The 19,427-nt window shown below is 55.7% G+C and carries 15 protein-coding genes and 5 tRNA genes; all 20 read right to left on the bottom strand.

The annotated features are described in order from the left end of the window. Positions 1 to 11 precede the first annotated feature (11 nt). Positions 12 to 650, bottom strand: coding sequence for a 50S ribosomal protein L3 (gene rplC / locus QPL98_RS12650; protein WP_011784246.1), 639 nt, complete (start codon positions 648 to 650; stop codon positions 12 to 14). Positions 651 to 725: 75 nt separating this feature from the next. Beyond that, the gene (gene rpsJ, locus QPL98_RS12655; protein ID WP_004580743.1) at positions 726 to 1,037 is read right to left on the bottom strand and encodes a 30S ribosomal protein S10; all 312 of its coding nucleotides are present in this window, start codon (positions 1,035 to 1,037) and stop codon (positions 726 to 728) included. 184 nt (positions 1,038 to 1,221) lie between these two features. Then, positions 1,222 to 2,418 carry an elongation factor Tu gene (tuf, locus tag QPL98_RS12660; RefSeq protein WP_011784245.1) on the bottom strand — a complete coding sequence of 399 codons (1,197 nt, stop codon included), beginning with the start codon at positions 2,416 to 2,418 and terminating at the stop codon, positions 1,222 to 1,224. 34 nt (positions 2,419 to 2,452) lie between these two features. Next, the gene (gene fusA / locus QPL98_RS12665; RefSeq protein ID WP_023011585.1) at positions 2,453 to 4,558 is read right to left on the bottom strand and encodes an elongation factor G; all 2,106 of its coding nucleotides are present in this window, start codon (positions 4,556 to 4,558) and stop codon (positions 2,453 to 2,455) included. 18 nt (positions 4,559 to 4,576) lie between these two features. Further along, positions 4,577 to 5,047, bottom strand: coding sequence for a 30S ribosomal protein S7 (gene rpsG / locus QPL98_RS12670; RefSeq protein WP_011784243.1), 471 nt, complete (start codon positions 5,045 to 5,047; stop codon positions 4,577 to 4,579). 115 nt (positions 5,048 to 5,162) lie between these two features. Then, positions 5,163 to 5,537, bottom strand: a complete 375-nt coding sequence (rpsL, locus tag QPL98_RS12675; RefSeq protein WP_008174844.1) for a 30S ribosomal protein S12 — start codon at positions 5,535 to 5,537, stop codon at positions 5,163 to 5,165. A gap of 167 nt (positions 5,538 to 5,704) precedes the next feature. After that, positions 5,705 to 9,919: a DNA-directed RNA polymerase subunit beta' gene (gene rpoC, locus QPL98_RS12680; protein WP_303293367.1), complete on the bottom strand. Its 4,215-nt coding sequence runs from the start codon at positions 9,917 to 9,919 to the stop codon at positions 5,705 to 5,707. A 76-nt stretch (positions 9,920 to 9,995) separates the two neighbouring features. Next, the gene (gene rpoB / locus QPL98_RS12685) at positions 9,996 to 14,072 is read right to left on the bottom strand and encodes a DNA-directed RNA polymerase subunit beta (RefSeq protein WP_303293368.1); all 4,077 of its coding nucleotides are present in this window, start codon (positions 14,070 to 14,072) and stop codon (positions 9,996 to 9,998) included. Positions 14,073 to 14,314: 242 nt separating this feature from the next. Next, complete coding sequence (gene rplL / locus QPL98_RS12690; protein WP_011784240.1) at positions 14,315 to 14,689, bottom strand: 50S ribosomal protein L7/L12; 375 nt, start codon at positions 14,687 to 14,689, stop codon at positions 14,315 to 14,317. A 40-nt stretch (positions 14,690 to 14,729) separates the two neighbouring features. Next, on the bottom strand, positions 14,730 to 15,260 hold the full coding sequence (gene rplJ / locus QPL98_RS12695) for a 50S ribosomal protein L10 (protein WP_014420483.1): 531 nt from the start codon (positions 15,258 to 15,260) through the stop codon (positions 14,730 to 14,732). A 219-nt stretch (positions 15,261 to 15,479) separates the two neighbouring features. Next, a complete protein-coding gene (rplA, locus tag QPL98_RS12700) occupies positions 15,480 to 16,178 on the bottom strand; it encodes a 50S ribosomal protein L1 (RefSeq protein ID WP_014420482.1) in 699 nt (232 codons plus the stop codon). A gap of 1 nt (position 16,179) precedes the next feature. After that, entirely contained in the window at positions 16,180 to 16,611 is a 432-nt protein-coding gene (rplK, locus tag QPL98_RS12705) for a 50S ribosomal protein L11 (protein ID WP_014420481.1), read from the bottom strand. Between the two features lie 117 nt (positions 16,612 to 16,728). Continuing rightward, a complete protein-coding gene (nusG, locus tag QPL98_RS12710) occupies positions 16,729 to 17,262 on the bottom strand; it encodes a transcription termination/antitermination protein NusG (protein ID WP_011784236.1) in 534 nt (177 codons plus the stop codon). 12 nt (positions 17,263 to 17,274) lie between these two features. Then, complete coding sequence (secE, locus tag QPL98_RS12715; protein ID WP_011784235.1) at positions 17,275 to 17,643, bottom strand: preprotein translocase subunit SecE; 369 nt, start codon at positions 17,641 to 17,643, stop codon at positions 17,275 to 17,277. Positions 17,644 to 17,676: 33 nt separating this feature from the next. Next, positions 17,677 to 17,752 (bottom strand) — tRNA-Trp (locus QPL98_RS12720). Positions 17,753 to 17,796: 44 nt separating this feature from the next. Further along, on the bottom strand, positions 17,797 to 18,993 hold the full coding sequence (tuf, locus tag QPL98_RS12725) for an elongation factor Tu (RefSeq protein ID WP_011784245.1): 1,197 nt from the start codon (positions 18,991 to 18,993) through the stop codon (positions 17,797 to 17,799). Between the two features lie 52 nt (positions 18,994 to 19,045). Beyond that, positions 19,046 to 19,121: transfer RNA gene (locus QPL98_RS12730), tRNA-Thr, on the bottom strand. Between the two features lie 13 nt (positions 19,122 to 19,134). Further along, a tRNA-Gly gene (locus QPL98_RS12735) sits at positions 19,135 to 19,209 on the bottom strand. A gap of 10 nt (positions 19,210 to 19,219) precedes the next feature. After that, positions 19,220 to 19,303 (bottom strand) — tRNA-Tyr (locus QPL98_RS12740). Between the two features lie 40 nt (positions 19,304 to 19,343). Beyond that, positions 19,344 to 19,419, bottom strand: a tRNA-Thr gene (locus tag QPL98_RS12745). Between the last annotated feature and the right edge of the window lie 8 nt (positions 19,420 to 19,427).

Below are 19,427 nucleotides of genomic sequence, written 5' to 3' on the forward strand. Positions count from 1 at the left end.
CGCACCGCTCCTCAGGCTTTAACTGCAGGCTTGATGACAACGTCGCCGCCAGTTGCGCCAGGTACGGCACCACTTACCAGCAGCAGGTTGCGCTCGGCATCGACACGGACGATTTTCAGGTTCTGCACAGTAACCTGCGCATTACCCATCTGACCGGCCATCTTCTTGCCCTTGAACACCTTACCCGGAGTCTGGTTCTGACCAATGGAACCCGGAGCACGATGAGACAGGGAGTTACCGTGAGTAGCGTCCTGCATGGAGAAGTTCCAGCGCTTAACACCGCCCTGGAAACCCTTACCCTTGGACTGACCTACTGCGTCAACCACCTGACCGTCTTCAAACACGGAAACGGTCAGCTCGCCACCGGCGGCCAGGTCTTCACCTTCGCCATCAGCCAGACGGAATTCCCAAACGCCACGACCAGCTTCAACACCTGCTTTTGCAAAGTGCCCGGCAGCCGCCTTGTTTACACGGGAGGAACGACGAGAACCTACGGTTACCTGCACTGCACGGTAGCCGTCGCTTTCGAGGGTCTTGAGTTGGGTAATGCGGTTGGGCTCAACCTCAATTACCGTGACAGGCAGCGCCTGCCCTTCATCCGTAAAAATACGGGTCATACCGGCCTTACGACCGACAACACCAATTGCCATGTTTCACCTCTTAAGTGTACGGGGCTTGCACCCTCTATGGCCTATGACAGTTACACAGACTAATACCGGGCGGTATTAGCCGAGGCTGATCTGAACGTCTACACCTGCTGCCAGGTCCAGTTTCATCAGAGCATCTACTGTCTTTTCCGTCGGCTCAACAATGTCGAGCAAACGCTTATGCGTACGAATTTCATACTGATCACGCGCGTCTTTGTTGACGTGCGGAGAGATCAATACCGTGTACTTTTCCTTCCGCGTCGGCAGAGGAATGGGACCACGCACCTGAGCGCCGGTCCGCTTGGCGGTATCGACAATCTCCTGCGTGGACTGGTCGATCAGGCGATAATCAAACGCCTTCAACCGGATTCGAATTTTTTGGCTTTGCATGATGCACCAAACTCCACTCGTAGCAGCTACTAGTTAGCCGACCTTCAAAAAAAGGAGCCGCATTGTATGCATAATACCCAACCCTGTCAACAGCATTGCCATTGACAGGGTTGAGCGACATTTGCGACCTAAACAGAAAAAGGGGCTGAACGCTCAGCCCCTTTTTCCTGATCAATCGAATAAATTACTCGATGATCTTGGCGACCACGCCGGCACCAACGGTACGACCACCTTCGCGAATCGCGAAGCGCAGGCCATCTTCCATGGCGATCGGAGCGATCAGGGTGACGGTCATTTTCACGTTGTCACCCGGCATTACCATTTCTACGCCTTCCGGCAGTTCGCAAGAACCGGTCACGTCAGTGGTCCGGAAGTAGAACTGCGGACGGTAGCCCTTGAAGAACGGAGTATGACGACCACCTTCTTCTTTGGACAGTACGTACACTTCACACTCGAACTTGGTGTGCGGCTTGATGGAGCCCGGTACACACAGAACCTGACCACGCTCAACGTCGTCACGCTTGGTACCACGCAGCAGAACACCAACGTTCTCGCCGGCACGACCTTCGTCCAGCAGCTTGCGGAACATCTCAACACCGGTACAGGTGGTCTTGGTGGTGTCGCGGATACCCACGATTTCCACTTCGTCACCAACCTTGATGATGCCACGCTCAACACGACCAGTTACTACGGTACCACGACCGGAGATGGAGAATACGTCCTCGATCGGCATCAGGAACGGCTGATCGATCGCACGCTCCGGCTCAGGGATGTAGTCGTCCAGGGCTTCTACCAGCTTCTTCACAGCGGTAGTACCCATTTCGTTGTCGTCTTTGCCTTCCAGCGCCATCAGGGCAGAACCGGTGATGATCGGAGTGTCGTCACCCGGGAAGTCGTACTGGCTCAGCAGGTCACGAACTTCCATCTCAACCAGCTCCAGCAGCTCCTCGTCGTCTACCATGTCGGCCTTGTTCAGGAACACGACAATGAAAGGAACGCCAACCTGACGGGACAGCAGGATGTGCTCACGAGTCTGCGGCATGGGGCCGTCAGCTGCGGAGCAAACCAGGATCGCGCCGTCCATCTGTGCCGCACCAGTGATCATGTTCTTCACATAGTCAGCGTGGCCCGGGCAGTCTACGTGGGCGTAGTGACGGGTCGGAGAATCGTACTCTACGTGAGAGGTCGCGATGGTAATACCACGCGCACGCTCTTCCGGTGCGTTATCGATCTGATCGAAAGCACGGCTCTCGCCAGTACCCCAAACTTCGTGACACACACGAGTCAGGGCGGCTGTCAGAGTGGTCTTACCATGGTCAACGTGACCGATGGTGCCCACGTTTACGTGCGGCTTGTTACGCTCAAACTTTGCTTTGGACACGGTTACACCTCTTCCTGTTTCTTAAGTCCTGGGATCAACCCTTTTTAATGATCGCTTCGGCAATGTTCGAAGGAGCTTCCGCATAGCGGGAGAACTCCATCGCATAAGACGCCCGGCCCTGTGTTGCAGAACGCAGGTCGGTGGCGTAACCGAACATCTCCGACAACGGAACTTCTGCACGGATGACCTTGCCCGCAGGGCTCTCATCCATACCCTGCACGAGGCCGCGACGACGGTTCAGGTCGCCAACAACGTCACCCATGTAGTCTTCAGGGGTAACAACCTCTACCTTCATGATCGGCTCAAGAAGGGCAGGATTTGCTTCGAGGGCGCCTTTCTTCATCGCCATGGAACCAGCGATCTTGAACGCCATTTCGTTGGAGTCGACGTCGTGGTAGGAACCATCGTACAGCGTCGCCTTGATACCCAGCAGCGGATAGCCGGCCAGACAGCCGTTCTGCATCTGCTCCTCGATACCCTGCTGAACCGCCGGAATGTATTCCTTGGGAACCACACCACCAACGATCTCGTTCACAAAGATAAAGTTTTCGCCATCTTCATCATCCAGAGGCAGCGGCTCCAACTTCACTTTTACGTGACCGTACTGGCCGCGACCACCAGACTGACGAACGAATTTACCTTCAACGTCAACCGGCTTACGGATGCACTCACGATAAGCCACCTGAGGCTTACCGATGTTGGCCTCAACCTTGAACTCGCGACGCATACGGTCAACGATGATGTCCAGGTGAAGCTCACCCATACCAGAGATGATGGTCTGACCGGACTCTTCGTCGGTGCGAACACGGAACGAAGGATCCTCCTGAGCCAGTTTGCCCAGCGCCACACCCATCTTCTCCTGGTCAGCTTTGGACTTCGGCTCAACAGCTACGGAGATAACCGGCTCAGGGAACTCCATGCGCTCCAGAACAATCTTGTTGTTCTCGTCACACAGGGTGTCACCGGTGGTCACGTTCTTCAGGCCAATGGCAGCGGCGATGTCGCCCGCCAGAACTTCCTTGATCTCTTCACGGTCGTTGGCGTGCATCTGAACCATACGGCCCACACGCTCTTTCTTGCCTTTAACCGAGTTGAACACAGCATTACCGGATTCCAGCTTACCGGAGTAAACCCGGAAGAAGGTCAGCGTGCCCACGAACGGGTCGGTGGCGATCTTGAACGCCAGAGCAGCGAACGGCGCATCGTCGTCAACCGGACGAGTCTCTTCTGTACCTTCGTCGTCAACCTCACCGCGGATGGCTTTAACCTCATCCGGAGCCGGCAGGAATTCGATAACGGCATCAAGTACCGCCTGCACACCCTTGTTCTTGAACGCGGAACCACAGGTCGCCAGAACGATTTCGTTGGCGATGGTACGATCGCGCAGACCCTTCTTGATCTCTTCGTAGGTCAGCTCTTCGCCTTCCAGATACTTATCCATATACTCTTCGTTGGCTTCGGCAGCAGCTTCAATCATCTGCTCGCGAGCCTTCTCGGCTTCCGCCTTCATGGATTCCGGAATGTCGCGAAGCTCGTAGGTCATGCCCTGGTCAGCTTCGTTCCAGTAGATGGCCTTCATGCGCAGCAGGTCAACGATGCCTTCGAAATCGTCTTCCGCGCCAATCGGCAGCTGGATGGGCACAGTGGTCGCGCCCAGACGGTTACGGATCTGCTCAACAACGCGCATAAAGTTAGCGCCGGCACGGTCCATCTTGTTGACGAACACCATGCGCGGAACTTCATACTTGTTGGCCTGACGCCATACAGTCTCAGACTGCGGCTCAACACCAGAGGAACCACAGAACACAACCACGGCACCATCGAGAACCCGCAGAGAACGCTCTACTTCGATAGTGAAGTCAACGTGCCCCGGTGTGTCGATAATGTTGATGCGGTGCTCGGGGTATTGCTTGTCCATACCCTGCCAGAAGGTTGTAACAGCGGCAGACGTGATGGTGATACCACGCTCCTGCTCCTGCTCCATCCAGTCTGTAGTGGAAGCGCCGTCATGGGTTTCACCCATTTTGTGACTACGACCGGTGTAGTAAAGAATACGCTCGGTTGTAGTGGTCTTGCCCGCATCCACGTGCGCACAGATACCAATGTTTCTGTAACGTTTGATAGGAGTCTTGCGTGCCACGATATAAACCTCGGCTTGTTAGAAACGGAAGTGAGAGAATGCTTTGTTGGCTTCTGCCATACGATGCACGTCTTCGCGCTTCTTCACCGCGGCACCTTTGCTGTCTGCCGCGTCAAGAATTTCGCCGGCCAGACGTTGCGCCATGGACTTCTCACCACGCTTCCGTGAGTATTCGACGAGCCAGCGCATAGCCAGCGCGTTCTGACGGGAAGGCCGTACTTCTACAGGCACCTGGTAAGTAGCACCACCCACGCGACGGGATTTTACTTCCACCATCGGCTGGATGTTCTCCAGGGCCTTTTCGAACATTTCGATCGGCTCTTCCTTGGATTTCTCGGCAACAATATCGAGCGCGCCATAAACAATGCGCTCTGCAACAGACTTCTTACCGCTTTCCATCACGTGGTTGATGAACTTGGCAAGACGTGCACTGCCGAATTTCGGATCGGGAATGATTTCCCGCTTAGCTGCAACTCTTCTTCTAGGCATCGATAAGCCCTTATATATCTAAAAGGTCTTCAGGAACCCCTGAGATAGCCATCTGCTACTCAGCCTTACTCTTACCGTTCTGACAAGCAACGATAAAAGACACCCGCTCGGGACATCAGGACTTGGGTCGTTTTGCACCGTACTTGGAGCGGCCCTGCTTACGGTTCTGTACACCCTGGGTGTCCAAAGTACCGCGAACAGTGTGATAGCGCACACCCGGAAGGTCTTTTACTCGACCGCCACGGATCAGCACAACACTGTGCTCCTGAAGGTTGTGACCTTCACCACCAATGTATGAGGAAACCTCGTAGCCGTTAGTCAGACGAACACGGCACACTTTACGCAGTGCTGAGTTCGGCTTCTTCGGCGTAGTGGTGTATACACGAGTGCACACACCACGGCGCTGAGGGCAAGCCTGGAGCGCGGGAACGTCGCTCTTGGCTACCTTGCGCTTACGAGGCTTACGCACCAACTGATTAATCGTTGCCATGTAAGCAAACTCCAAAAAAAACCATACCAATGAAACTTACCCCCAATGCAGGGGGTAAAATTTAAGGGACGCAAGTTTAAGCTTGCGCCCCGAGTCAGTCAAGATGACTGATCTCTTTTTAACCACCCTGAAGGTAGGTATCTACCCCGAGGGTGGCGCGCGTGAACTCAGCTTTCGCGGTTAAGTTCGGCGCTCAGAGCTTCTTCGACATCGGCCGCAGTCACGCCCTGCTCTTCCAGGTCACGCTTGCGACGGCGCTCGTTGTGATAGGCAAGACCCGTACCCGCCGGTATCAGACGTCCTACCACCACGTTTTCCTTCAGGCCGCGCAGGTAGTCCCGTTTGCCAGTCACCGCACCCTCGGTCAGAACCCGGGTGGTTTCCTGGAACGAGGCCGCAGAGATGAAGGACTCGGTCGCCAGCGATGCCTTGGTGATACCAAGCAGCAGACGCTCGAAGCGTGCAGGCTTTTTGTCTGCCGCATTCGCCTTCTCGTTCTCTTCCATCACCTGGGTAATTTCTACCTGGTCGCCCGACAGCAGCGTGGTATCACCCGGATCGGTGATTTCGACCTTGCGCAGCATCTGGCGAACGATAACCTCGATATGTTTATCGTTGATGACAACGCCCTGCAGACGGTAAACGTCCTGGATTTCGTTGGTGATGTACTTGGCCAGCTCGACCACACCCAGCAGACGCAGGATGTCGTGCGGGTTCGACGGACCATCCGAGATCACCTCACCCTTTTCAACGGTTTCACCTTCGAACACGTTGAGCTGGCGATGCTTCGGAATCAGAACCTCATAGGCATCGTCATCCTTCGGCGTGATCACCAGGCGCTTCTTGCCTTTGGTCTCTTTACCGAAGGAAACCACGCCACTGATCTCCGCGAGGATCGCGGACTCTTTCGGACGACGGGCCTCGAACAGGTCGGCAACCCGAGGCAGACCACCGGTGATGTCCCGGGTCTTCGAGCTTTCCTGCGGAATACGGGCGACCACATCACCCAGCTCGATCTTGGCGCCATTCGCCATGGTTACCAGAGCGTTAGCCGGCAGGAAGAAGATCGCGGTACCGCCCCCGGGCAGCTCCACTTCCTCTCCCGAGTCGTCGACCAGCTGAATGGCCGGACGAATGTCCTTACCCGCAGCCGGACGCTCTTTCGGGTCAATCACTTCCATCGTGGACAGACCGGTCAGCTCGTCAGCCTGGGTACGGACAGTAATGCCCTCTTCCATGTTGACGAACTTGGCGGTGCCCTTCGCTTCCGCGATGATCGGGTGCGTGTGCGGATCCCACTTGGCAACCACAACACCGGCTTCTACCTGATCACCGTTCTTCACAGACAGCACGGCACCGTACGGCAGCTTGTACCACTCGCGCTCACGACCCTGCTCATCGGCAATGGCCAGCGCGGAGGAACGGGACACCACCACCAGCGAACCGTCGGTTTTCTCGATCGACTTCAGGTTGTGCAGGCGTACCGTACCACCATGCTTCACCTGGATATTATCAACCGCAGACGCCCGGCTCGCGGCACCACCAATGTGGAAGGTACGCATGGTCAGCTGGGTACCCGGCTCACCGATGGACTGGGCTGCGATAACACCTACCGCTTCGCCCACGTTCACCTGGTGGCCACGGGCCAGATCACGGCCGTAACACTTGGAACAGATGCCGTGACGGGTCTCACAGGTAATCGCAGAGCGTACCCAGATTTCGTCTACACCCGCGCGCTCAACCATTTCGACAGTCTTTTCGTCGAGCAGCGTGCCCGCAGGAACAACAGCGTTGTCCTTGTCAGTCGGCGTGAACACATCACGAGCCGTCACACGACCCAGAACCCGGTCGCCCAGCGGCACAACCACGTCGCCGCCTTCGATGTGCGGCGTCATCAGCAGGCCTTCATCGGTACCACAGTCTTCCTCGGTCACCACCAGATCCTGAGACACGTCAACCAGACGGCGGGTCAGGTAACCGGAGTTCGCGGTCTTCAGTGCAGTATCTGCCAGACCTTTACGAGCACCGTGAGTCGAGATGAAGTACTGGAGTACGTTCAGACCTTCACGGAAGTTAGCCGTAATCGGCGTTTCGATGATGGAACCATCCGGCTTGGCCATCAGACCACGCATACCGGACAGCTGACGGATCTGGGCGGCGGAACCCCGCGCACCGGAATCGGCCATCATGTAGACGGAGTTGAAGGACTCCTGCATCAGGTCTTCACCGTCTTCGCCCTTCACTGGCTGGCCATCAGGGCCAATAACCTGCTCTTTGGACAGACGCTCCATCATTGCCTTGGACACTTTGTCGTTGGCACGGGACCAGATGTCGATCACCTTGTTGTATTTCTCACCCTGGGTCAGAAGACCGGATGCGTACTGGTTTTCGATGTCTTTTACTTCGTCGGAAGCCGCATCCACCAGCTCGTACTTCTCCGGCGGAATCTCGAAATCGTTAAAGCCGATCGAGATACCGGAACGGGTTGCGTAGTGGTAACCCATGTACATCAACTGGTCAGCGAAGATGACCGTGTCTTTCAGACCAGCATCCCGGTAACAGGTGTTGATCAGGTTGGAAATCGCCTTCTTCACCATCGGCTTGTTGACGATCTCGAACGGCAGGCCGTCCGGCACGATATCGTAAAGCAGAGCGCGACCAACGGTGGTATCGACAATGCGGAAGCTCTCGGTACGATTACCGTCTTCGTCAACCGCAACTTCCTTGACCCGGACCTTCACCTTCGCCTGCAGGTCAACCTGACCGGCACCGTAGGCGCGATGGGCTTCCTTGACGTCAGCAAAGACCATACCTTCACCCAGAGCGGCGTGGCGCTCACGGGTCATGTAGTACAGCCCCAGTACCACGTCCTGAGACGGTACGATGATGGGTTCGCCGTTGGCGGGCGACAACACGTTGTTGGTGGACATCATCAACGCGCGGGCTTCGAGCTGGGCTTCCAGAGTCAGCGGTACGTGTACCGCCATCTGGTCACCGTCGAAGTCGGCGTTGTAGGCCGCACACACCAGCGGGTGCAGCTGAATCGCTTTACCTTCGATGAGAACCGGTTCAAACGCCTGGATACCGAGACGGTGCAGGGTCGGCGCACGGTTCAGCAGGATCGGGTGCTCACGGATGACCTCGTCCAGGATATCCCAGACCACGCCTTCCTCGCGCTCGACCATCTTCTTGGCGGCCTTGATCGTGGTCGCCAGCCCGCGGTGCTCAAGCTTGGAGAAAATAAACGGCTTGAACAGCTCCAGGGCCATCTTCTTGGGCAGACCGCACTGATGCAGGCGCAGGTACGGACCAACCACGATGACGGAACGGCCGGAGTAGTCGACACGCTTACCCAGCAGGTTCTGACGGAAACGACCCTGCTTACCTTTGATCATGTCAGCCAGGGACTTCAGCGGGCGCTTGTTGGTGCCGGTGATAGCACGGCCACGACGGCCATTGTCCAGCAGGGCATCCACAGCTTCCTGCAGCATCCGCTTCTCGTTACGCACGATGATGTCCGGAGCATTCAGCTCCAAAAGGCGCTTGAGGCGGTTGTTCCGGTTGATCACCCGACGGTACAGGTCGTTCAGGTCGGAAGTGGCAAAACGGCCACCATCCAGCGGAACCAGCGGGCGCAGGTCCGGCGGAAGAACCGGCAGCACGGTCATGACCATGTCGCCCGGCTTGTTACCGGAATACAGGAACGCTTCCAGAATTTTCAGGCGCTTGCTGAATTTCTTGATCTTGGTCTCGGAGTTGGTCTGCGGAATTTCTTCGCGCAGCGCGTCAACTTCGGCCTGCAGATCGATGTCTTCCAGCAATTGCTTGACGGCTTCCGCACCCATGCGGGCGTCGAACTCGTCACCAAACTCTTCCAGGGCTTCGTAATACTGCTCATCGTTCAGCAGTTGGCCCTTCTCCAGAGTGGTCATGCCCGGATCGATAACAATAAAGCTCTCGAAGTAAAGAACCCGCTCGATATCACGCAGGGTCATGTCCAGCATCAGACCGATGCGGGACGGCAGCGACTTCAGGAACCAGATATGGGCGACCGGGCTGGCCAGCTCAATATGGCCCATGCGCTCACGGCGAACGCTCGCCAGGGCAACCTCGACACCACACTTTTCGCAAATGACACCGCGGTGCTTGAGGCGCTTGTATTTTCCGCACAGACACTCGTAGTCCTTGATCGGGCCGAAGATCTTGGCACAGAAAAGACCGTCACGCTCCGGCTTGAAGGTACGGTAGTTAATGGTCTCAGGCTTTTTTACTTCGCCAAAAGACCAGGAACGAATCATGTCAGGCGACGCCAGACCAATGCGGATGGCGTCGAATTCCTTGCTCTGATTCTGGCTCTTGAGAAGATTCAGCAAATCTTTCATCAGTTAAAGCTCCGGATGGCGTTAATCTCGGGCGGGCACACGGAGTGCCCGCTCACGCTGCCAAAAACAATTCGGCTCACTCGGATTCCAGCTCGATGTCGATACCCAACGAGCGGATTTCCTTGACAAGAACGTTGAAGGATTCAGGCATGCCCGGCTCCATACGATGATCGCCATCGACAATGTTCTTGTACATCTTGGTCCGACCGTTTACGTCGTCAGACTTGACGGTGAGCATTTCCTGCAGGGTATAGGCGGCACCGTATGCCTCCAGAGCCCAGACTTCCATCTCACCGAAGCGCTGACCACCGAACTGAGCCTTACCACCCAGCGGCTGCTGGGTAACCAGGCTGTAAGAGCCGGTAGAACGAGCGTGCATCTTGTCGTCGATCAGGTGGTTCAGCTTGAGAATGTACATATAGCCAACAGTTACCGGACGATCAAACGCATCGCCGGTACGGCCGTCATAGAGCTTGGTCTGACCGGTAGTATCCAGGCCAGCCAACTCAAGCATTCTCTTCACCTCAGCTTCCTTGGCACCATCGAAGACCGGTGTTGCCATGGGAACGCCACCACGCAGGTTGTTGCACAGCTCGAAAATCTCTTTGTCAGTCAGACTATCAAGGTCAACCTTGAACACTTCGTCCGAGTGATTGTAGATCTCGTCCAGCAACTTACGAAGCTCAGCTACCTTGCGCTGCTCGTCCAGCATACGACTGATCCGTTCACCCAGGCCTTTCGCCGCAGCACCCAGGTGAGTCTCAAGCACCTGACCAACGTTCATCCGCGACGGTACACCGAGCGGGTTCAGAACGATATCGACGGTATTGCCAAACTCGTCGTAGGGCATGTCTTCAATCGGCATAACCGCAGAGATAACACCCTTGTTACCATGACGGCCAGCCATCTTGTCGCCCGGCTGAATACGACGCTTGATTGCCAGGTAAACCTTAACAATCTTGAGTACGCCAGGAGCCAGATCGTCGCCCTGCTGAAGCTTGCCCTTCTTGTCGTCAAAGCGAGCTTCGTGCTCTTTCTTGCGATCCTCGAGGCCCTGCTCGGATTTCTCCAGCAACTCGTTCAAAGCTTCGTCTTTCATGCGCAGCTTGAACCAGTCGGCTCGCGGCAGTTCCGCCAGGTAGGCTTCTTCCAGCTTCGCACCCTTTTTCAGGCCAGGACCACTGATCACTTCCTGACCTTTCAGAGCGGCCATCAGACGCTCGAACGTCGCACCTTCAACAATGCGGTACTCGTCTTTCAGGTCCTTACGGTACTTGTCCAGCTGCTCTTTCTCGATCGAAAACGCTCGGGCATCTTTCTCGATACCGTCACGGGTGAAGACCTGAACGTCAATGACCGTACCACGGGTACCGGTCGGCACACGCTGAGATGTGTCCTTAACGTCAGACGCTTTTTCACCAAAGATGGCACGCAGAAGCTTCTCTTCCGGGGTCAGCTGGGTTTCGCCTTTCGGCGTTACCTTACCAACCAGAATGTCGCCGGGACCCACTTCAGCGCCGATGTAGACAATGCCAGACTCATCCAGCTTGGACAGTGCGCTTTCACCCACGTTCGGAATATCTGCGGTGATTTCTTCGCTGCCCAGCTTGGTATCACGAGCCACACAGGTCAGTTCCTGAATGTGGATGGTGGTCAGACGGTCTTCCTGAACCACTTTCTCGGAGATGAGAATGGAATCCTCAAAGTTGTAACCGTTCCAGGGCATGAACGCGATGCGCATGTTCTGACCCAGAGCCAGCTCACCCAGATCCACAGAAGGACCATCCGCCAACACATCGCCACGGGCAATCACGTCACCCTGACGCACGATAGAACGCTGGTTGATACAGGTGTTCTGGTTGGAGCGGGTGTACTTGGTGAGGTTATAGATATCCACACCTGCATCACCGGCTTCGGTTTCTTCGTTGTTGACGCGAACCACGATACGGGCCGCATCCACGCTTTCGATCACACCACCGCGACGCGCGGTTACACACACGCCAGAGTCCTGAGCCACCGTGCGCTCAACACCGGTACCCACCAAAGGCACCTGCGACTTCAAGGTCGGCACCGCCTGACGCTGCATGTTCGCACCCATCAGGGCCCGGTTGGCATCGTCGTGCTCCAGGAACGGGATCAGAGACGCCGCGACCGATACAACCTGGCGCGGAGATACGTCCATGAAGTTAACCGCTTCCGGAGGCGCTACAGTAAATTCGTTCTGGTGACGCACCGTAACCAGCTCGTCAGTCAGACGCTTGCCTTCATCGGTAGCGGCGCTGGCCTGGGCGATCACGTAGTTGCTCTCTTCAATCGCAGAGAGGTAAACCACCTCGTCGGTCACCACACCATCAACCACCTTCCGGTACGGACTCTCAAGGAAGCCGTAGGAATTGGACCGGGCGTAGGTTGCCAGCGAGTTGATCAGACCGATGTTCGGGCCTTCCGGAGTTTCGATCGGGCACACGCGGCCGTAGTGGGTCGGATGTACGTCACGGACTTCGAAGCCAGCGCGTTCACGGGTCAGACCACCTGGGCCCAACGCGGAAATACGACGCTTGTGGGTAACCTCGGACAACGGGTTGTTCTGATCCATGAACTGGGACAGCTGACTGGAGCCAAAGAACTCTTTCACAGCGGCCGCAACCGGCTTGGCGTTGATCAGGTCCTGCGGCATCAGGCCTTCGCTTTCGGCGAGACTCAGACGCTCACGAACCGCACGTTCAACACGCACCAGACCAACACGGAACTGGTTTTCGGCCATTTCACCCACGCAACGCACACGACGGTTGCCCAGGTTATCAATGTCATCCACCTGGCCCTGGCCGTTACGAATGGCAATCAGAGTCTTCAGTACGTCGATGATATCGTCGTGCGTCAGCGTGCCTTCGCCGGTGCTTTCTTCCCGGCCCAGGCGACGATTCAACTTCATCCGGCCAACGGCGGACAGATCGTAACGCTCTTCGGAGAAGAACAGGTTGTTAAACAGATTCTCCGCAGATTCCTTGGTAGGCGGCTCGCCCGGGCGCATCATGCGGTAGATTTCCACCAACGCTTCGAGCGGGGTGCGGGTCGGGTCGATACGCAGGGTATCCGACATGAACGGACCGCAATCCAGGTCGTTGGTGTACAGGGTTTCAATGTCTTTAACACCGGCATCAAGGATCTTGGTAACCACTTCCTCGGTCAGTTCGGTGTTGCATTCTACCAGCACTTCGCCGGTAGACTGATCGATCATGTCCTTGGCCAGGACACGACCGTAGAGATACTCGGTCGGCACTTCCAGCTCGGTGATACCGGCTTTTTCCAGCTGCTTGATGTGACGGGCAGTGATCCGGCGGCCTTCTTCAACAATTACGTTACCGTCATTGTCTTTGATGTCGAAGGTTGCGATATCGCCACGCAGACGGCTTGGCACCAGCTCCAGCTTGCACACTTCCGCGCCCAGGCTGAACTTACTGGTTTCGAAGAACATCTCGAGCATTTGCTCAGAGGTGTAGCCCAGACCACGCAACAGAATGGAGGCCGGCAGCTTACGACGGCGGTCGATACGAACGAACACGGCGTCCTTCGGATCGAACTCGAAGTCCAGCCAGGAGCCACGGTAAGGAATCACCCGGGCTGAGTACAACAGCTTGCCGGAGGAATGGGTCTTACCCTTGTCGTGATCGAAGAACACACCAGGTGAACGGTGGAGCTGGGAAACGATAACACGCTCGGTACCGTTAACAACAAAGGTACCGTTCTCGGTCATCAGGGGCATTTCGCCCATGTAGACTTCTTGCTCTTTGATGTCCTTGATCGCCTTGTTGGACGATTCCTTATCATAAATGATCAGGCGGACCTTCACCCGTAGCGGCGCGGCGTAAGTTACGCCCCTGAGCTGACATTCCTTGACGTCAAAGACTGGCTCGCCGATTCGGTAGCTCACATACTCGAGCGCGGCGTTGCCAGAATAACTGACGATCGGGAATACGGATTTGAATGCTGCATGAAGACCAGTTTCCCGGCGGTCTTCAGGCGCAGTTTCCATTTGGAGGTAGTCCCGGAACGAATCCAGCTGAATAGACAGCAAATAGGGGACTTCCATCACGGAAGGCAATTTACTAAAGTCTTTGCGAATCCGCTTTTTCTCAGTGTAGGAGTAAGTCATCTGCATTCCCCAGCTTTAGACCTGATACCTGGTATCAAGAAGCAATCAAATGTTCTGCTTCGGGGCCGAGTTGCTCGGCTTATCGCGCCGTCTTGAACAAGACTCTGGCTGTAGGTTATAGATCTGACATCAACCTGCAATTGCACACCAGACTCTATAGCATATACAACAGAAAAAGGCCGGTGGCACGAAGCCACCAGCCCGTCCATGCTTAACGCACGGTGTCGATCAACAGCCGACTCTTACTTGAGCTCAACAGAAGCGCCTGCTTCCTCAAGCTTCTTCTTGGCTTCTTCAGCCTCGTCCTTGCTTGCGCCTTCCTTAACAGTAGAAGGTGCGCCGTCAACCATTTCCTTGGCTTCTTTCAGGCCCAGGCCAGTCAGTTCACGAACGGCCTTGATAACGTTTACTTTCTTCTCGCCAGCGCCGGTCAGAACTACGTCGAACTCGGTCTTCTCTTCGGCGGCTTCGCCAGCAGCGGCAGCAGCCGGAGCGGCAGCAACAGCGGCAGCAGCAGAAACGTTAAACTTCTCTTCCATTGCTTCTACGAGCTCAACAACTTCCATTACGCTCATTTCAGCAATTGCATTCAAAATATCGTCTTTAGACAGAGCCATGACTTTCTCCCAAAAATGTAAAAAATGGTGTTCAACAGAATCAAGCAGCGTCTTGCTTCTGGTCTCGGACTGCAGCTACAACACGTGTGATCCTGCCCGGAATATCGTTCAGGGTACGTGCAAGCTTGGTAACTGGTGCCTGTGTAACAATGGCCAGCTTGGTCAACGCTTCGTGCAGCGTCGGCAGCGTAGCCAGGCGATCAATCTGTTCTGCACCCATCAGCTCACCGCCGACAGCCAGACCCTTGATTTCGAACGCCTCTTTCTCTTTGGCAAAATCCTTCAGCAGGCGCGCAGCGGCACCCGGATCTTCCATTGAGAAAGCCAGAATGGTCGGACCAACCAGCGCCGGATCAATGCACTCGAACTCGGTACCACGAATCGCGATCTTTGCCAGGTTGTTACGAACAACCTTCAGACGCACGTTTTCGGCACGAGCCTTGGCACGCAGCGCCGTCATGTCACCGGAGGTGACACCACGGTAGTCAGCCAAAACCACAGACAGAGCAGTACCAGCAGTCTCGTTGACTTCAGCGACGATCGCTTTCTTGTCTTCGAGTCTAATTGCCACTGGTTTTCTCCTCGATTTCGCCGGCTTATGCCAGCAAACCCATCTATGTCCCTCGCGGGACGCCTAACGGTGTTTGGGTTCAGAGAGAACGTCGTCACACCGTCTGCGCAGGCGTTGCTTTAACCCTTGAGGCGCCCTTCAAGAGGGCGCTGCGGGGGCCTGCGGTCTTTGACAGCCTTGGCTTCCGCCCAGACTACAAAGTAACTACCGCTCAGAGCCTCAGATGCTCAGAGTACCCTGATCGATAGTCAGGCCAGGACCCATCGTGGAAGAGATGGTGATCTTCTTCAGATACACACCCTTCGACGATGCAGGCTTGGCCTTTTTCAGATCTGCCACCAGAGCTTCAAGGTTTTCCTTGATGTTCTGCGCAGAGAATTCAACGTTACCCAGCGGAGCGTGGATAATGCCGTTTTTATCAGTACGGTAGCGAACCTGGCCGGCTTTGGCGTTCTTGACCGCAGTCTCAACGTCTGCAGTTACAGTACCAACCTTCGGGTTCGGCATCAGGCCGCGCGGACCAAGGATCTGGCCCAGCTGACCAACCACACGCATGGCATCCGGAGTGGCAATAACCACGTCGAAGTCCATATTGCCTTTTTTCACTTCGTCAGCCAGATCATCCATACCTACCACGTCTGCACCGGCAGCAGTGGCTTTCTCGGCATTGGCACCCTGAGTGAACACAGCTACACGAACAGTCTTGCCAGTACCGTGCGGCAGAACAGTGCTGCTACGTACGACCTGGTCAGATTTACGCGCATCAACACCAAGGTTAACGGCCACGTCTACAGACTCTTTGAACTTGACGTTCTGGCCCAGCTCGGCCAACAGTGCTACCGCCTCATCAACGGTGTAGGCACGGGTAGAGTCTACTTTTTCACGAATCAGCTTCTGACGCTTGCTCAGCTTTGCCATCTTACAGACCCTCCACGTTCAGGCCCATGCTGCGGGCAGTTCCGGCAATGGTACGAACCGCTGCTTCCATGTCGGCAGCAGTCAGATCCGGCTCTTTGGTCTTGGCAATTTCTTCCAGCTGAGCACGGGTTACCGTACCCACTTTGTCCGTGTTCGGACGACCGGAACCGCTCTTGATGCCAGCCGCTTTTTTCAGCAGCACCGGCGCCGGCGGGGTCTTGGTAACAAAGGTAAAGCTGCGATCACTGTATACGGTGATGACAGTCGGAATCGGCAAGCCCGGCTCCATGCCTTGAGTCTTGGCATTAAAGGCCTTACAGAATTCCATGATGTTTACGCCGCGCTGACCCAGGGCCGGACCAACGGGGGGACTCGGGTTGGCCTGACCGGCAGCAACCTGAAGCTTGATATAGGCTTCAATTTTCTTTGCCATGATAGTTCTCCTGTGGGTTCTGACGCCTCTCGGCTCCCCGTTTATATAACTGCCTTCAGCAGACACAAAAAGCCCGCGTCGCCGTGGCGCGCGAGCTCTCAGGTTTTCAGGCTACGCTCAGTCTTTCTCGACCTGACCAAACTCCAGCTCTACCGGAGTTGAACGGCCAAAGATCAGGACCGCAACCTTAACTCGACTCTTCTCGTAGTCGACTTCCTCAACAACGCCATTGAAGTCTGCAAACGGACCTTCAACAACGCGTACAATCTCACCCGGCTCGAACAATGTCTTCGGCTTGGGCTTGTCAGCACCGCTTTCTACACGACGCAGGATTGCCTCAGCCTCGCGTTCGGTAATGGGTGCCGGCTTGTCCTTGGTACCACCAATGAAGCCGAGTACCCGAGGAGTATTCTTGACAAGATGCCATGAGGCATCATCCATTTCCATCTGGACCAATACGTACCCGGGATAGAACTTGCGCTCGCTCTTGCGCTTCTTGCCATCGCGCATTTCGACGACTTCCTCGGTCGGAACCAGGATCTCGCCAAACTTGTCTTCCATGCCTTCGAGCGCCACACGCTCCTTCAGAGTGCGCATTACGTGCTTTTCAAAGCCAGAATACGCATGAACGACGTACCAGCGTTTAGCCATTGCCCACTCCCGTTAGCCGATGAAGCCGGCGACCAGCCAGCTGATCAGCGAATCCATACCCCACAAGATCAGAGCCACAACCAGAACAAACACCACAACAATAATCGTGGTCTGAACCAGCTCAGGCCTGGTGGGCCAGACGACTTTCCGGATCTCTACGCGTGCTTCCTTCAACAGGGTGGCAAAACGACGGCCACGCTCGGTCTGCAGCGCAACAAATGCAGCAACAAGACCCAGCCCAACAAGAGCCAGAACCCGATACAGCACAGACTCGGCACTGAAATACTGATTACCAACCACACCAACGGCAATCAGAACAAAAACAACCAGCCATTTCAGAGCATCGAAACGGCTGGTCGACTGAACGGCTTTTGACTCCATAGGAATCAGCTTATGTATCCGGATGTTGAAAAATGGCAGGCCAGGAGGGAATCGAACCCCCAACCTGCGGTTTTGGAGACCGCTGCTCTGCCAATTGAGCTACTGGCCTGCACCGAAACAACTCAGCGCAACAACAAACGAGTAACCCGAAGGTTACTCGATGATCTTGGCGACCACGCCGGCACCAACGGTACGACCACCTTCGCGAATCGCGAAGCGCAGGCCATCTTCCATGGCGATCGGAGCGATCAGGGTGACGGTCATTTTCACGTTGTCACCCGGCATTACCATTTCTACGCCTTCCGGCAGTTCGCAAGAACCGGTCACGTCAGTGGTCCGGAAGTAGAACTGCGGACGGTAGCCCTTGAAGAACGGAGTATGACGACCACCTTCTTCTTTGGACAGTACGTACACTTCACACTCGAACTTGGTGTGCGGCTTGATGGAGCCCGGCACACACAGAACCTGACCACGCTCAACGTCGTCACGCTTGGTACCACGCAGCAGAACACCAACGTTCTCGCCGGCACGACCTTCGTCCAGCAGCTTGCGGAACATCTCAACACCGGTACAGGTGGTCTTGGTGGTGTCGCGGATACCCACGATTTCCACTTCGTCACCAACCTTGATGATGCCACGCTCAACACGGCCAGTTACTACGGTACCACGACCGGAGATGGAGAATACGTCCTCGATCGGCATCAGGAACGGCTGATCGATCGCACGCTCCGGCTCAGGGATGTAGTCGTCCAGGGCTTCTACCAGCTTCTTGACAGCGGTAGTACCCATTTCGTTGTCGTCTTTGCCTTCCAGCGCCATCAGGGCAGAACCGGTGATGATCGGAGTGTCGTCACCCGGGAAGTCGTACTGGCTCAGCAGGTCACGAACTTCCATCTCAACCAGCTCCAGCAGCTCCTCGTCGTCTACCATGTCGGCCTTGTTCAGGAACACGACAATGAAAGGAACGCCAACCTGACGGGACAGCAGGATGTGCTCACGAGTCTGCGGCATGGGGCCGTCAGCTGCGGAGCAAACCAGGATCGCGCCGTCCATCTGTGCCGCACCAGTGATCATGTTCTTCACATAGTCAGCGTGGCCCGGGCAGTCTACGTGGGCGTAGTGACGGGTCGGAGAATCGTACTCTACGTGAGAGGTCGCGATGGTAATACCACGCGCACGCTCTTCCGGTGCGTTATCGATCTGATCGAAAGCACGGCTCTCGCCAGTGCCCCAAACTTCGTGACACACACGAGTCAGGGCGGCTGTCAGAGTGGTCTTACCATGGTCAACGTGACCGATGGTGCCCACGTTTACGTGCGGCTTGTTACGCTCAAACTTTGCTTTAGACATTTCGACCAATCTCCCTAATCAACCAGGATCGCAACGTTGACCGGATAAAAAATGGAGCTCATGACCGGAATTGAACCGGTGACCTCATCCTTACCAAGGATGTGCTCTACCGACTGAGCTACATGAGCATTGAAACCAAATTGGAGCGGGCAGCGGGAATCGAACCCGCGTCATCAGCTTGGAAGGCTGAGGTAATAGCCACTATACGATGCCCGCGAGCAATTAGTGGTGGAGGGGGCAGGATTCGAACCTGCGAAGCTTTCGCGTCAGATTTACAGTCTGATCCCTTTGGCCACTCGGGAACCCCTCCCGAACAAATCCGCAAAAGCGAACCTGCTTAAAACTTAAAGTGGAGCTGGCGGACGGAATCGAACCCCCGACCTGCTGATTACAAGTCAGCTGCTCTACCAACTGAGCTACGCCAGCTCACATTC

The sequence above is a fragment of the Marinobacter sp. ST-43 genome, from assembly GCF_030541085.1.
In the GTDB taxonomy this organism is placed as follows: Bacteria; Pseudomonadota; Gammaproteobacteria; order Pseudomonadales; family Oleiphilaceae; genus Marinobacter; species Marinobacter nauticus.